The organism is Amycolatopsis aidingensis, from assembly GCF_018885265.1.
Lineage (GTDB): Bacteria > Actinomycetota > Actinomycetes > Mycobacteriales > Pseudonocardiaceae > Amycolatopsis > Amycolatopsis aidingensis.
This window is the reverse complement of sequence record NZ_CP076538.1, coordinates 6925422-6939248: the sequence shown is the minus strand read 5'-3', so window position 1 is coordinate 6939248 and position 13827 is coordinate 6925422. Positions and strand designations below refer to the sequence as shown.

Sequence of the window (13827 nt, the reverse complement as noted above, 5' to 3'; positions counted from 1 at the left end):
CGAGCCCGCGGGGTCAGCAGCCTCAGCAGCCGGTGGGGGCCACCGCGGTGTCGACGTAGGCGCGGGCGACGTACTTGCCCGGCGCGAGGCGGTACCAGAGGTCCGAGGTTCCCTGGGTTCCGCCGACGGACTGCCCGGTCACCTGGCATTCGATGCGCACCTGCGCGTGCCGCGCGGCCAGGCCGACCTGGGCGGAGGAGGCCCGCGGCCCGGAGCGCACGTTCAGCGGCGTGCTGGAGGTGGCGATCGTTCCCCACGGGCCGGAGCCGGTCCACTCGTAGGTCACGTTCACCCAGGCGTTGTCCCGCAGGCCGAGGCCGTCCCAGAAGGTGCCGTCGGCGAGGTCGATGCCCGCGGGGTTGAGCACCCTGCGCCCGAAGCCGTCCCGGCCGCCGTTGTGGCCGTCCTGGTACGCCGCCTGCGCCTGCGGTTTGCCCAGTGGCAGGTCCTGCCACATCTGCCGGTCGGCGTTCCAGTAGTCGTCCTTGGTGTTCCACGGCCCGACGTCCCACACCGGGGCCCACTCGCACCTGGCGTCGTCCGAGGTGCACACCTGCACCGTGTAGTTGCCGCTACCCCGGTTGGCCAGCCCCCTGCGGGAGGGCAGCGCCACGAAGTGGTCCCTGCTCTTGATCACATGGCCGTTCGCGGTGGTGCCGCCGACCAGGCCCTCCCTGGTGGCGAAGATCCGGTAGGTGCGTTCTCCCGCCGGGGCGCTCGCCTGCACCTCCTCCGCGTTCCACGCGGTCAGGTCGATCTGCCGCACGATCGGGAAACCCTCCCCCTGCGGGGCGGTCAGCACCAGGCGGGTCTGCACCGACCTGGTGGGTTCCGGCAGCACGGCCGCGGCCTCGGTGGTGATCTCGGCCCACTCGCTCCAGCTGCCGTCGGCGCGCAGCCCGCGCACGTCCACCGCGGCCGCCGTGCCGTCCGGGATGGTGGCGTCCAGCTCGGCGACCACCGTGTTCACCGGCTTGTCCAGCGGCTCGGCCGGGAACTGCTCGATACCGGTCTGCTCGGGCCGCTGTGCGCTGGCCACCGTGCCGAGGGAACGCGCCGACTGCTGGCCCTCCGGGGTGATCGACCAGGTCAGCGTTCCACTGGCGGGTACCGGCTGGTCCGCCTCGGCCCGCGGTGCCGCGAGTCCGGCGAGCCCGACCGCGCCGCAGGCCATGCCGGTCACCAGGGCCAGCGCACCGGCCCTGCGTCTCATCCGTCTGGTGGCAAGGGTCATCTGTTGCTTCTCCTTCGGCAGGGGCAGAGCGACGTCCCCAGTCGCTGTCCGGACACCAGCCGCCTGGCTAGGTGCAGCCAAAACCGGCCAAGGTGATCTGTCAACCAACTGCGCCGAACCGTCGAAAAAAAGCCGACGATAGTAGTCCCCTCAGGTGAGCCGCCCGCGCAGCGCGGCCCGATCCACCTTGCCCGGTCCGCGCAGCGGCAGCTCCGCCACGTACAGCAGGCGTTTCGGCACGCAGGCCGCCCCCAGCTCGGCTCGTACCGCCGCCCGCAGCTCGGCCCGCAGTTCCTCGCCGGCGGCCGCGGGATCGGCTGGTACCACCACGGCCGTCACCGACTCACCCCATTCCGGGTCGGGCAGCCCGAGTACGCAGCAGCCCGCGACCCCCGGCCGGTCCCCGAGCACCCGCTCCACCTGCGCCGCGGAGACCTTCACCCCACCGGTGTTGATCACGTCGTCCGCCCTGCCGAGCACCTCCAGCGCACCCTCCGGCCCGATCCGGCCGAGGTCGCCGGTGCGGAACCAGCCACCGGCGAAGGTGCGCTCGCTCAGCTCGGGCCGTAACCGGTAGCCGTGCGCCAGCACCGGGCCTGCGATCTCGATCCGCTCACCCGCCCCGATCCGCACCCGCACGCCATCCAGCGGGACGCCCGCGTACACGCAGCCACTCGCGGTCTCGCTCATCCCGTAGGCGGGCACGGCCGCGATACCTGCCTGCCGCGCGGCCACCCGCAGCCGCTCCGGCAGCGCGGCGCCACCGAGCACGATCGCGTCGAAGCGCGCGGCGGCCGCGGTCGCCGCGCCGCCCGCGGCGAGCAGCCGGGCGAGCTGGGTGGGCACCAGCGCCGTGTAGTGCGGCCCCGGCCCGGCGCACAGCCGGGTGGCGGCCGCGGTGAAGGCGGCCACGTCGAACCCGGCGGAGAGATCCAGCACGGCAGGCTCCCGCCCGGCCAGCAGCGCGCGGACCAGCACCTGCAGCCCGCCGATGTAGTGCGCGGGGGTGGCCAGCAGCCAGTGGCCGGGCCCGCCGAGCCGGTCATGGGTGGCCCGCGCGGAGGCGGTCAGCGCCTCCGCGGACAGCAGCACGCCCTTGCGGTCGCCGGTGGACCCCGAGGTCGGCACGATCACCGCGGTACCGGGTTCCACCGGCAGCTCGGGCCGCATCGCCGTGCGCAGCTCACCCGCGCCGGGATCGCGGCTATCCAGCGGCAGCACCGCGGGCCCGCCACCGAGGGCCTCGGCCAGCGCCCGGCTCAGCCGTTCGATTGCCGCCGCACTCCCGTCCGTCCGCAGCTCACGCATGTACCGGCACCTCCTGGGAGATGATCTTCCAGGACAGTCCGCGCTCCGGTGCGATCCGCGTCTCGCGCCCCGGCGACCGCCGCCCGGCCGGGCTCCCGGTTAGGGTCACTGCCATGTACAACCTCGTGGGCCTCGTCGTCAGCCTGGCTTTCGCCGCGGTGTTCTTCTTCGTGCTGTACTTCGTGGTGCGGGCCGCCGTGCGGGACGGGATCCGGGAGGCGCGCCGGGACGGCGGAGGGCAGCGCGACCCCGGGAGTTTCTACTCCTAGTAGTAGTACGGAAACGCGGACCAGTCGGGCTCGCGCCGCTGTAGGAAGGCGTCCCTGCCCTCGACGGCCTCGTCCTGCATGTACGCCAGCCGGGTGGTCTCCCCGGCGAACAGCTGCTGCCCGACCAGCCCGTCGTCGATCGCGTTGAACGCGTACTTGAGCATCCGCTGCGCTGTCGGCGACTTCCCGTTGATCTCCCAGGCCCAGCGCAGCGCCTCGGCCTCGAGCTCGGCATGCGGCACGACCGCGTTCACCGCGCCCATCTCGTGCGCCCGCTGCGCGGTGTACTCCCTGCCGAGGAAGAAGATCTCCCTGGCGAGTTTCTGCCCCACCTGCCGGGCAAGGTAGGCCGAGCCGAACCCGCCGTCGAAGGAGCCGACATCGGCGTCGGTCTGCTTGAACCGCGCGTGCTCCGCCGAGGCCAGGGTGAGGTCACACACCACATGCAGCGAGTGCCCGCCACCCGCGGCCCAGCCGGGTACCACCGCGAGCACCACCTTGGGCATGAACCGAATCAGCCGCTGGACCTCGAGGATGTGCAGCCTGCCTGCCCGCGCGGGATCGACCGTGTCGGACGTCTCCCCGGCCGCGTACTGATAGCCGGACCGTCCGCGAATACGCTGGTCACCACCAGAGCAGAAGGCCCAGCCGCCGTCCTTGGGCGACGGACCGTTGCCGGTGAGCAGGACGCAGCCGACGTCGGAGCTCATCCGCGCGTGGTCGAGCGCGCGGTACAGCTCGTCAACGGTGTGCGGGCGGAAGGCGTTGCGGACCTCGGGACGGTCGAACGCGACCCGCACCACGCGCTTGCCCGACCGGCTTTCCGCGGAGCGGTGGTAGGTGATGTCGGTGAAGTCGAACCCGTCGACCTCGTTCCATGCGGTCTGGTCGAACAGCTCGGAAACGCGATCTTCATCCACGTTTGGGAGGATAAGCGGTGTGTGGATGGAGACGGACGCGAGACCGGAGGCCGGCCGTTGAACCCGTCCACAGCGCAGGCGAACGTCATCGTCGATGAGCTGGTCCGCAACACGGTCTCGCATGTGGTGCTCTGCCCCGGCTCCCGCAACGCCCCGCTGTCCTTCGCGCTCTACGCCGCGGCCGCGGACGGCAAGCTCAGCCTGCACGTGCGGATCGACGAGCGCGGTGCCGCCTTCCTCGCCCTCGGCATCGCCGCCCGCACCGGCCGCCCGGCCGCGGTGGTGTGCACCTCGGGTACCGCGGCCGCGAACTTCCATCCGGCGGTGCTGGAGGCCGACCGGGCCGGGGTGCCGCTGATCGTGCTCACCGCCGACCGCCCGCCCGAGCTGCGCGCCGCGGGCGCCAACCAGGTGATCGACCAGCACCGGCTCTACGGCGACGCCGTGCGGTACTTCGACGAGCTCGCGGTTGCCGAGCGCAGGCCGGGCCAGAACGCGTACTGGCGCAGCCAGGTCTGCCGGGCCTGGAACGCCGCCTACGGGGAGTGGCGTTCCGGCCCGGTGCACCTGAACATCCCCTTCCGCGAGCCGCTGGTGCCGGACGGCGGGCGCACCAGCGAGTGGTACGAGCCGCTGGAGGGCCGCTCCGGCGGGGCGCGCTGGACCGAGCTGCCCGACTTCGGCGCGCTGCCCGCGTTCGTGGTGCCCTCTGCCCGGCAGGGCCTGGTGCTGGCCTGCGACGCCGGGGTGCGCGCGGCCAGCGAGTGGGCCGAGCAGCACGGCTGGCCGGTGGTGTCCGAGACCGGCGGGCTCGGCCTCGGCGGGGCGACCGCGATCGGGTCCGGCGCCTGGCTGCTGGCGGTCGAGGAGTTCATCGCGGCGCACAAACCGGAGCAGGTGCTGTGCATCGGCAGGCCCACCGTGTTCCGCCAGGTACAGAATCTGCTGTCCGACCCCGAGGTCGAGGTGCTGCTGGTGCGCCCGGACTCGGACTGGCCCGCGCCTGCGCACAACGTCCGCCAGGTCGGGCAGTGGTTCGACGAGCCGACCAAGCCCGCTGATCCGGAGTGGCTGGCCCGCTGGCGGCAGGCGGACACGGCGGCAGGCGCCGCGGTGCGGCAGGCACTGGAGCTGGAGCCGTGGCCGAGCGGGCTGCGGCTGGCCGGGGAGCTGGTGACCGCGCTGCCACCGGACGCGCTGCTCATCGTGGGCTCATCCAACCCGACCAGGGATGTCGCGCTGGCCGGGGGGATCCGCCCGGACATCCTGGTGCACCGCAACCGCGGGGTGGCAGGCATCGATGGCACGGTGTCCACCGCGATGGGCGCCGCGACCGTGCATCGTGGCCACTCCTACGCGCTGATCGGTGACCTGACCTTCCTGCACGACGCGAACGGCCTGCTCACCGGTGCCGAGCAGCGCCCGGACCTGACCATCGTGGTGGTCAACGACGACGGCGGCGGGATCTTCGCCCTGCTCGAGCAGGGGGCACCGGAGCACGCGGACAGCTTCGAGCGGGTGTTCGGCACCCCGCACGGCGCGGACCTCGGTGCCCTGTGCGCGGGATACGGCGTCCCGCACACCGTGGCGGGCACGCTGGCGGAGTTCCGCGCGGCCCTGCGCCCGGCGCCGGGGCTGCGGGTGGTCGAGGTGCGGGTGGACCGTTCCGGCCATCGTGACCTGCATGCCCGGCTGCGTTCCGCGGTGCGCGACGCGGTCGCGGGCTCCCCCTGATCGTGCCGGCAGGAACCGACGTTCGGCCGTTCCATGATCCATGGCCAGCCCGCTAGGTTCGTGCCTTCGAGTTCTTCAGGGGAGTTCTTCCAGGGGAGGCATCGATGCGGATCCGAACTCGTGCCGTGCTCAGTGTGCTGTCCACCGGACTGGCCACGGTGCTGCTTGCCGGCACGGCAAGCGCCGTGCCAGGGGCAGGCGCACCGGGCGTCGGCGACGGGTACTACCCCGGGGCAGGCAACGGGGGCTACGACGTGCTGCACTACGACCTCCGGCTGACCTACACGCCGGAGACCGACCGGCTGGCGGGCACCACGACCATCCTCGCCACCGCGACCCAGGACCTGACCAGCTTCAACCTGGACTTCGCGCTGGACGTGGAGTCGGTCCGGGTGAACAGCGCGCCCGCGCGGTTCGGCACCGCCCCCGCCGACCCGAGCGAGCTGGTCGTCACCCCGCGCAGGCCGTTGGCCAAGGGGCAGTTCGTGCTCGTGACGGTCAGGTACTCGGGTACACCGTCCGATGTGGATATCGACGGCTACACCGCATGGAAGCGAACGGCGACCGGGGCGCTGGCCGTCGGTGAGCCGGAGATCTCGGAGTGGTGGTTCCCCGCCAACGACCACCCGACCGACAAGGCCACCTACGACGTGGCGATCGAGGTGCCGGACGGGGTATCCGCACTGTCCAACGGGGACCTGATCCGCAGGAGCAAGCAGCGTGCGGGGTGGACCCGCTGGCACTGGCGCAGCACCCAGCCGCAGGCGACCTACCTGGCCTTCCTCGCGATCGGCGACTACGACGTGCGGCAGTCCACCACGCCGAGCGGGCAACCGTTCATCACCGCGTACGACCCCGCGCTGGGCGCCAGCCTGCCCGCGGCGATGGCCAGCATCGAGCGCACCCCTGAGGTCACCGAGTTCCTCGCGGGGAAGTTCGGGCCCTACCCGTTCGAGGCGCAGGGTGGGGTGGCCACCACCGGGCTCGGCTTCGCGCTGGAGAACCAGACCCGCTCGGTCTACGACCAGGCGTTCTTCCGGGCCGGCACGAACACCTCGGTGGTGGCGCACGAGGTGGCCCACCAGTGGTTCGGGGACGCGGTTTCGCTGGGCAGGTGGAGCGACATCTGGCTGAACGAGGGCTTCGCCAGCTATGCCGAGTTCCTCTGGTCCGAGCACCAGGGCGAGGGCACCGCCGACGAGCTCGCCGAGTACCTGTACAACCGCTACCCGGCAGGGGACGACTTCTGGCAGGTGCTGCCCGGCGACCCCGGCCCGGAGAACCAGTTCGACCTCGCGGTGTACGACCGGGGCGCGATGGCCGTACACGCGCTGCGCACGGCCGTCGGTGACGAGGACTTCTTCACCATCCTGCGCACCTGGCAGCAGCGGTTCACCGGCGGCGACGCGCGGACAAGGGACTTCATCGCGCTGGCCGAGCGGATCTCCGGCAAGCCGCTTTCCGATCTGTTCCGGACCTGGCTGTTCACCGCGGGCAAGCCCGCGGTGAGCCCGAACGGGGAGAGTGGAGCGGCCTCGGCCGCCACGGTGGCCCGCACCGCGGGCGGGCGGCTCGCGGTGCCGGAGTCCTACCCGCAGATCCGGGCCAACCACGAGCACCTGCACCGGCACGGGTAGCCACCCGAGCCGTATGCTCGGGTCGTGACGGCAGGTAGTGACACCCCGCAGGCCCTGGCCGTTCCCCGCACGGGGGCCGGCCGGGACCCGTGGCGGATCGGTGCGCGGGTGGTGCTCGGCCTCGCCGTGGTGCTCACCCTGCTGTGCGTCGCGCTGGTGTTCGCGGCCATCCGCAACGACCGCGCGATCACCGCGCACCTCGGCACCGCGAACGCCAGGGTGGAACAGGTCTCCTTCGACCGCACGATCATCCGCTACGAGACCCCCGACGGCGTCTCGCACAGCCCCGCCAACGGCGTGCTCTACCCCGACGGCCTCGCCGAGGGCGACCTGGTGTGGATCGAGTACGACGTGACCGACCCGGAACTGGCCAGGGTCGCGGGCCGCACCTGGGTGCTCACCCTGCTCCCGCTGGGCACCACCATCCTCTTCACCTGGCTGGTGGCGGGCCCGCTGCTGTGGTGGTTACGCTCCCGCCGTCGCTGACCCCCAGCCCACCCGGCGTGTTTGCCGCCCACGCGCGCGCGTTTGCTGCCCACGCGCGTGAGTTTGCCGCTCAGGCAGGCGAGTTTGCTGTTGACGTGCGGCCGGCGGTACTTCCGGGGCGCCTCAGGCGCTGACGGTCTCCTGCCACCAGGCCAGGACCTCCTCCGCCACGCTCGGCGCGGCGACCAGCAGGCCGTCCGCGGGCAGCGCGGTGCCCTCACCCCGGCGGTCCAGCACCACCGCGCCCGCCTCGATGGCCATCGCCACGGACCCGGCCACGTCCCATTCGTGGTAGCTGTGCAGCACCGCGGCCGTGGCATGGCCGAGCGCCACCTGCGCGATGGACAGCGCCGCCGAACCGAGCACCCGCACGCCGGCATGCGCGGCGGCGGCCCGCTCGATGAACTCGCCCATCCCCGGCCACGGGCCGGTGCGGGCCAGCTCCGTGCACACGATCGCGCCTGCGGTGCTGCCCCGGTCCACCAGCCGGACCGGCTTGCCGTTGGCCCGCGCGCCCCGGCCACGGGCCGCGGCGTAGATCTGCGCCCGGTATGGGTCGGCGACCACGCCGACCACCGGGCCGGATGCGTCGATCAGGGCGAGGCTGTAGGCGCACCAGGGCACGCCTGCGACGTAGTTGGCGGTGCCGTCGACCGGGTCGACCACCCAGCGGTACTCGGCGGCGTCCGCACCCACATCGGCGCCGAACTCCTCACCGACCACCGGGACCCCGGGGAACTCGGCGGTCAGTACCCGCCGGGTGTGCCGCTCCAGGGTGCGGTCGGTGTCGGTGACCCAGTCGAAAGGGGAGTCCTTGGTGTCGGGGTGCGCACCGCGCCCTGCGGTGGCGGTGATCACGTCGGTGGCGTCGTTGGCCAGCCGTCCGGCAACCTCGAGCGCTCGCGAGAGCAGCCCGGGTTCCACGGGTTGCATCGGGCGAGAGGACAGAAGAGTCACGCCGCTCTAGGCTGCGCACGCCGGGTGTCCGGAACGCGACATAGAGATGACGCGCGGCTCGCCATCTGACAACGTTTACGCCCCGCGACCTGCGGGGGCAAGCCTTTCCGCAGCGTTGGCCGGGCGGTTACGCGCTGGTCGCCGGCCTGCCGAGCCCGGATGCGACAGTGCCTCACGTGCGTGTCGCGATTGTCACCGAAAGCTTCCTACCGCAGGTGAACGGCGTGACGAACTCGGTGCTCCGGGTGGTGGAGCACCTGCGCGAGCGCGCGCACGACGTGCTCGTGGTCGCGCCGGGCGCCGGGCCGAACGACTACCGGGGTGCCCCGGTAGTGCGTATCCCCGCCGTCGACCTCCCGGTGGTGAACTCGCTGCCGATCGGTGTGCCCACCAGGACTGTGCTCACCGCGCTCGCCGGGTTCGGCCCGGACGTGGTGCACCTTGCTTCCCCGTTCGTGGTCGGCGCGCGCGGGCTGGCGGCCGCGCGCAGGCTGCGGGTGCCCTCGGTTGCCGTGTACCAGACCGACATCCCCGGATTCGCCGCGGCGTACGGGCTGCGACTGGGCGCCAAGGCCGCCTGGCGCTGGGTGCGCAGGCTGCACTGCCAGGCCGACCGCACGCTCGCCCCCTCCTCGCACTCGGTACGGGAACTGCGGTTGCACGGCATCCCGCGGGTGCACCACTGGGGCCGCGGGGTGGATATCGAGCGCTTCTCGCCCGCGCACGCCGATCCCGCCCTGCGCGCGCGGCTGGCCCCGAACGGGGAACTGCTGGTCGGCTTCGTCGGCAGGCTGGCCCCGGAGAAGGAGGTCGACCGGCTCACCGCGCTGGCAGGGATGGCGGGCGTGCGGGTGGTCGTGGTCGGCGACGGCCCGGAACGGGAGTCGCTTGCCGAACGCCTTCCGGGCGCCGCCTTCCTCGGTGCCCGCTACGGCGCTGACCTGTCCACCGCCTACGCCAGCATGGACATGTTCGTGCACACGGGCCCGCACGAGACCTTCTGCCAGACCATCCAGGAGGCGATGGCCTCCGGGCTGCCGGTGCTCGCCCCGGCCGCGGGCGGCCCACGCGACCTGGTCCGGCACGGCCGGACCGGCTACCTGCTGCCCGCCGACCGCGCGGGGTTCGCCAGCGAGCTGGTGCGGCGGGTGGCCGAGCTGCGGGACCCGGCCCCGCGCACGCAGCTGGGCAGGCAGGCGCGCACGGTGGTACTCGGCCGTACCTGGCCCGCGGTGTGCCAGGAGCTCGTCGGCCACTACGAGGCGGTCACCGGCCGCGTCGCAGCCACCGCGCGCGCGGCCTGAATGGCGATGCATATCGTCCAGCTGGCGAACTTCTACGGCCCCCGCTCGGGTGGCCTGCGTACCGCGCTGAACCACCTCGGCGCGGGCTACGTCGCCAGCGGGCACCGGGTGACGCTGGTGGTGCCCGGCAGCAGGCAGGCGGAGGAGACCCTGCCCAGCGGAGTGCACCGCTACTGCCTGCCCGCACCCAGGATTCCCGGCACCGGCGGCTATCGCGCGGTGGACCCGCACCGGGTGCGGGCGCTGCTGCACGAGCTGCGGCCGGACCGGCTGGAGGTGTCCGACCGGCTCACCCTGCGCGGCATGGGCGTCTGGGCCAAGCGGCACAACGTGCCGAGCGTGGTCATCTCGCATGAGCGGCTGGACCGCCTGCTCGAGCAGTTCCTGTTGCCCGGCCCGCTGGCCCGGCGGGCCGCGGACGCGGCCAACCGCAGGATGGCCGCCAGCTACGACACGGTGGTGTGCACCACCTACTTCGCCCGCGACGAGTTCGACCGGATCGCGGCCCCGAACGTGCGCAGGGTGCCGCTCGGGGTGGACCTGAGCACCTTCACCCCCACCGTGCGCGACGACGGCTGGCGGCACGACCTGGCAGGCGGCGCCGACACCCTGCTGGTGCACTGCGGCAGGCTCTCCCCGGAGAAGCACGTGGAGCGCAGTGTGGACACCGTCGCCGAACTGACCGAGTCGGGAGCCAGGGTCCGGCTGGTCATCGCGGGCGACGGGCCGCGCAGGCGGGTGCTGGAACGCCGGGCCCGCGGGCTGCCGGTGACCTTCCTCGGCTTCCTCGCCGACCGCGCCGAGGTCGCCCGGCTGCTGGCCAGCGCGGACGTCTCCCTGGCACCCGGCCCGCACGAGACCTTCGGCCTGGCCGCGCTGGAGGCGCTGGCCTCCGGGACGCCGGTGGTGGTCTCGGCCTCCTCGGCCCTGCGCGAGATCGTGCGGCCTGGCTGCGGGGCCGCGGTGCTGGACCACGCGCCCGCGTTCGCCACCGCGGTCACCGGGCTGCTGGCGGCTCCGGAACCCGCTCGCCGGGCGGCGGCCAGGGCGCGCGCCGAGGAGTTCGCCTGGCCCAACGCGGTACGCGGCATGCTGCAGGCCCTGCGCGGCTGACCGGCGAGCGGCGTCGTTCCGGCGCGCGGCATTAGGGTGGCGGTATGTCCAGGGCGAGCCTTGACAAGGATCCGCGCGAGGTCGCGTCGATGTTCGACGACGTCGCGGCCGGTTACGACCGGGCGAACTCCGTCATGACCTTCGGCTTCGACCGCAGGTGGCGGGTGACCACCGGCCGGGTGCTGGACGCCCGTCGTGGCGAGAAGGTGCTCGACCTCGCCGCGGGCACCGGGGTGTCCACCGAGGAGTACGCGCGGGGCGGCGCCTGGTGCCTGGCGGCCGACTTCTCCATCGGCATGCTGCGCGCCGGACGGCACCGGAACGTGCCCATGGTCGCCGCGGACGCCCTGCGGCTGCCCTTCGCCGACGACAGCTTCGACGCCGCCACGATCTCCCTCGGGCTGCGCAACTTCGTGGACACCAAAGCCGCGCTGGCCGAGATCGCCAGGGTGGTGCGGCCGGGCGGGCGGCTGGTGGTGTGCGAGGTCTCCACCCCGCCCTTCGCGCCGATCCGCTTCCTCTACCGCAAGGTGCTGCTGCCCCTGCTGACCTGGCTCGGCCGCCGCGCATCGTCCAACCCGGAGGCCTACGCCTACCTCGCCGAGTCGATGCTGGAATGGCCGGACCAGCGGGCGCTCGGGGAGATCATGGCCGCGGCGGGCTGGACCAAGGTGGAGTGGCTGAACCTCACCTTCGGGGTGGTGGCCATCCATCGCGCGGTCAAACCGGGGCGTCCCGAGGGTTCCGTAGACTCGGGCGCATGAGCGATCCCAGCAGCGACGCCCAGGTCATCGTGGTCGGCGCGGGCCCGGCAGGCTCGACCGTGGCGACCTACCTTGCCAGGGCGGGCATCGACGTGCTGCTGCTGGAGAAGACGACCTTCCCGCGGGAGAAGGTGTGCGGGGACGGCCTCACCCCGCGCGGGGTCAAGCAGCTGATCGACCTCGGGCTGGACACCAGCCAGCAGGCGGGCTGGGTGCACAGCAGGGGGCTGCGCATCCTGACCGGCGACCTGACCCTGGAGCTGGACTGGCCCGAGCTCACCAGCTACCCGCCCTATGGGGTGTCCAGGACCCGGCACGACTTCGACGACCTGCTGGCCAGGACGGCGGTGAAGGCGGGGGCGCGGCTGTGCGAGCGCACCAGCGTCACCGGGGCGATCACCGACGAGCGCACCGGAAGGGTCGTCGGCGTGCAGGCCAAACAGGGTCAGGAGAAGCGGCCGGTGAGCTACCGGGCGCCGCTGGTGCTGGCCTGCGACGGCGTCTCGGCGCGGCTGGCGCTTTCCATCGGCATCGACAAGCAGGAGAAGCGGCCGATGGGGGTGGCGGTGCGCCGCTACTACCGCAGCCCGCGGCACGACGACCCGTTCATCGAGGGCCACCTGGAACTGTGGGACCGCAGCGACCCGCGCCGCCCCAAGCTGCTGCCCGGCTACGGCTGGGCCTTCCCGCTCGGCGACGGCACGGTGAACGTCGGCCTCGGCATGCTGTCCACCTCGAAGTCCTTCCGCAACACCGACTATCGCGCGCTGCTGCGTTCCTGGCTGGACTCCACCCCTGAGGAATGGGGTTACCGCGAGGAGAACGCGGTCGGCCGGATCGGCGGGGCCGGCCTGCCGATGGGGTTCAACCGCACCCCGCACTACCGGGATGGCCTGCTGCTGCTCGGCGACGCGGGCGGCATGGTGAGCCCGTTCAACGGTGAGGGCATCTCGGCGGCGATGGAGTCCGCGCAGCTGGCCGCCGAGTGCGTGCAGCAGGCCCTTGCCCGCCCGCAGGGCCCGTCGAGGGAGCGCGCGCTGCACGGCTATCCGCTGGCGCTGAAGGAGCAGATGGGCGGCTACTACCGGCTCGGGAACCTGTTCGCCAAGGCCATCGGCAAGCCGAAGGTGATGCGCGCGGCCACCAGGTACGGGCTGCGGATCAACCCGCTGATCCCGTTGGTCTACAAAGGACTTTCCGGCTGCTACGACGCCTCCGGGGGAGACGCCGTGGACCGGCTCATCTCGGTCGCCTCCCGGCTCACCCCGAGCGCCTGAGCGCCCGGCACCGGCACTGGGCCGTGGGAAACATCACAGCGTTTTCCCACCGTACCGGGGTGGTACGGGTCCCCTTGATCCTTTTCGCGCTGGTCCCCGACTCGTGACCGCCGGGTGGCCGTGGAGTGGTTAGGTTCCCCTTACCGGAAGGTCCCCGGAGACAACAATGTGAGGCGCGTCCTACACTGGGGCCCATGCTTTGTGAATGGCTTCACAACGTCGACCGAACCCTTGTGAAGCTTTTTACAAAGTCTCCATCAGCGAATACGTGGGTTCTGGGGTGGTGAGCACGCTTTGTAAGGCTGCCCTAACACTCGGCGGTGTGATGAAGGTCCCTTAGGGTGCCGCCGAGGCAGTTGCACAGACCACGTCCACCGGCAGCGGCGCGGAAAGGATGGCCAGGACCGTGCTGAGGTTAGTAGCGAGCGAGCAGTTGGCGCAGGGGGCGACCGCGCCCAACCTGGATATGTACCTGCCGCTCGTGTTGCTGTTCGCGCTGGCCGCCGCGTTCGCGGTGTTCTCCGTACTGCTCGGCCCGTTGCTCGGACCCAGCCGTTTCAACAAGGCGAAGTTCCAGGCGTACGAGTGCGGGATCGAGCCCTCGCCACAGCCCGTCGTGGGTGGCGGCCGGATGCCGGTCGCCTACTACGTGACCGCGATGCTGTTCATCCTCTTCGACATCGAGATGGTGTTCCTGTTCCCGTACGCGGTGGCGGCGGACTCGCTCGGTCTCTGGGGATTCGCGGCGGCCACGCTGTTCATCGCGACCTTCTTCATCGCCGACATCTACGTGTGGATGCGCGGCGGGCTGGATTGGAACTGAT

14 protein-coding genes are annotated in these 13827 nt (G+C 72.2%); 9 read left to right on the top strand and 5 right to left on the bottom strand.

The window, feature by feature from the left end:
- Nucleotides 1-22: 22 nt before the first annotated feature.
- The 3 genes from KOI47_RS31795 to KOI47_RS36215 form a co-directional block, all read right to left on the bottom strand.
- On the bottom strand, nucleotides 23-1234 hold the full coding sequence (locus KOI47_RS31795) for a hypothetical protein (protein WP_216210699.1): 1212 nt from the start codon (nucleotides 1232-1234) through the stop codon (nucleotides 23-25).
- Nucleotides 1235-1384: 150 nt separating this feature from the next.
- A complete protein-coding gene (gene menE, locus KOI47_RS31790) occupies nucleotides 1385-2542 on the bottom strand; it encodes an o-succinylbenzoate--CoA ligase (RefSeq protein ID WP_216210697.1) in 1158 nt (385 codons plus the stop codon).
- Complete coding sequence (locus KOI47_RS36215) at nucleotides 2535-2657, bottom strand: hypothetical protein (protein WP_269756678.1); 123 nt, start codon at nucleotides 2655-2657, stop codon at nucleotides 2535-2537. The genes menE and KOI47_RS36215 overlap by 8 nt, the downstream gene beginning before the upstream one ends.
- Here KOI47_RS36215 and KOI47_RS31785 point away from each other — a divergent pair.
- Nucleotides 2656-2811 (top strand): DUF6019 family protein, encoded by a 156-nt coding sequence (locus KOI47_RS31785; RefSeq protein WP_216210696.1) that lies wholly within the window; start codon nucleotides 2656-2658, stop codon nucleotides 2809-2811. The two genes, KOI47_RS36215 and KOI47_RS31785, sit on opposite strands and share 2 nt — an antisense overlap.
- Here KOI47_RS31785 and KOI47_RS31780 read toward each other — a convergent pair.
- Entirely contained in the window at nucleotides 2808-3731 is a 924-nt protein-coding gene (locus tag KOI47_RS31780; RefSeq protein ID WP_216210694.1) for a 1,4-dihydroxy-2-naphthoyl-CoA synthase, read from the bottom strand. The two genes, KOI47_RS31785 and KOI47_RS31780, sit on opposite strands and share 4 nt — an antisense overlap.
- A 57-nt stretch (nucleotides 3732-3788) precedes the next feature.
- Between KOI47_RS31780 and menD the strand changes: the two genes are divergently transcribed.
- The 3 genes from menD (at nucleotide 3789) to KOI47_RS31765 (ending at nucleotide 7588) form a co-directional block, all read left to right on the top strand.
- Nucleotides 3789-5465, top strand: a complete 1677-nt coding sequence (gene menD, locus KOI47_RS31775; RefSeq protein WP_216210692.1) for a 2-succinyl-5-enolpyruvyl-6-hydroxy-3-cyclohexene-1-carboxylic-acid synthase — start codon at nucleotides 3789-3791, stop codon at nucleotides 5463-5465.
- 104 nt (nucleotides 5466-5569) lie between these two features.
- The gene (locus tag KOI47_RS31770; RefSeq protein ID WP_216210690.1) at nucleotides 5570-7102 is read left to right on the top strand and encodes a M1 family metallopeptidase; all 1533 of its coding nucleotides are present in this window, start codon (nucleotides 5570-5572) and stop codon (nucleotides 7100-7102) included.
- Between the two features lie 54 nt (nucleotides 7103-7156).
- Nucleotides 7157-7588: a DUF3592 domain-containing protein gene (locus tag KOI47_RS31765; RefSeq protein WP_216217692.1), complete on the top strand. Its 432-nt coding sequence runs from the start codon at nucleotides 7157-7159 to the stop codon at nucleotides 7586-7588.
- A gap of 123 nt (nucleotides 7589-7711) precedes the next feature.
- Here KOI47_RS31765 and KOI47_RS31760 read toward each other — a convergent pair whose 3' ends face one another.
- Nucleotides 7712-8545, bottom strand: a complete 834-nt coding sequence (locus tag KOI47_RS31760; RefSeq protein WP_216210688.1) for an inositol monophosphatase family protein — start codon at nucleotides 8543-8545, stop codon at nucleotides 7712-7714.
- Nucleotides 8546-8769: 224 nt separating this feature from the next.
- Between KOI47_RS31760 and KOI47_RS31755 the strand changes: the two genes are divergently transcribed.
- The 5 genes from KOI47_RS31755 (at nucleotide 8770) to KOI47_RS31735 (ending at nucleotide 13826) form a co-directional block, all read left to right on the top strand.
- Nucleotides 8770-9849: a glycosyltransferase family 4 protein gene (locus KOI47_RS31755; protein WP_269756677.1), complete on the top strand. Its 1080-nt coding sequence runs from the start codon at nucleotides 8770-8772 to the stop codon at nucleotides 9847-9849.
- Nucleotides 9850-9855: 6 nt separating this feature from the next.
- Nucleotides 9856-10962: a glycosyltransferase gene (locus tag KOI47_RS31750; protein WP_216210683.1), complete on the top strand. Its 1107-nt coding sequence runs from the start codon at nucleotides 9856-9858 to the stop codon at nucleotides 10960-10962.
- A 44-nt stretch (nucleotides 10963-11006) separates the two neighbouring features.
- Nucleotides 11007-11726, top strand: a complete 720-nt coding sequence (locus KOI47_RS31745) for a demethylmenaquinone methyltransferase (protein WP_216210681.1) — start codon at nucleotides 11007-11009, stop codon at nucleotides 11724-11726.
- The gene (locus tag KOI47_RS31740; RefSeq protein ID WP_216210679.1) at nucleotides 11723-13003 is read left to right on the top strand and encodes a geranylgeranyl reductase family protein; all 1281 of its coding nucleotides are present in this window, start codon (nucleotides 11723-11725) and stop codon (nucleotides 13001-13003) included. Before KOI47_RS31745 ends, KOI47_RS31740 begins: the two co-directional genes overlap by 4 nt.
- A gap of 466 nt (nucleotides 13004-13469) precedes the next feature.
- On the top strand, nucleotides 13470-13826 hold the full coding sequence (locus tag KOI47_RS31735; RefSeq protein ID WP_232376945.1) for an NADH-quinone oxidoreductase subunit A: 357 nt from the start codon (nucleotides 13470-13472) through the stop codon (nucleotides 13824-13826).
- Nucleotide 13827 lies beyond the last annotated feature (1 nt).

Coding starts and splice junctions, on each gene's coding strand:
- KOI47_RS31795 (WP_216210699.1), bottom strand. CDS start 1,234: ATGACCCTTGCCACCAGACGGATGAGACGCAGGGCCGGTGCGCTGGCC.
- menE (WP_216210697.1), bottom strand. CDS start 2,542: ATGCGTGAGCTGCGGACGGACGGGAGTGCGGCGGCAATCGAACGGCTG.
- KOI47_RS31785 (WP_216210696.1), top strand. CDS start 2,656: ATGTACAACCTCGTGGGCCTCGTCGTCAGCCTGGCTTTCGCCGCGGTG.
- KOI47_RS36215 (WP_269756678.1), bottom strand. CDS start 2,657: ATGGCAGTGACCCTAACCGGGAGCCCGGCCGGGCGGCGGTCGCCGGGG.
- KOI47_RS31770 (WP_216210690.1), top strand. CDS start 5,570: ATGCGGATCCGAACTCGTGCCGTGCTCAGTGTGCTGTCCACCGGACTG.
- KOI47_RS31750 (WP_216210683.1), top strand. CDS start 9,856: ATGCATATCGTCCAGCTGGCGAACTTCTACGGCCCCCGCTCGGGTGGC.
- KOI47_RS31745 (WP_216210681.1), top strand. CDS start 11,007: ATGTCCAGGGCGAGCCTTGACAAGGATCCGCGCGAGGTCGCGTCGATG.
- KOI47_RS31740 (WP_216210679.1), top strand. CDS start 11,723: ATGAGCGATCCCAGCAGCGACGCCCAGGTCATCGTGGTCGGCGCGGGC.
- KOI47_RS31735 (WP_232376945.1), top strand. CDS start 13,470: ATGTACCTGCCGCTCGTGTTGCTGTTCGCGCTGGCCGCCGCGTTCGCG.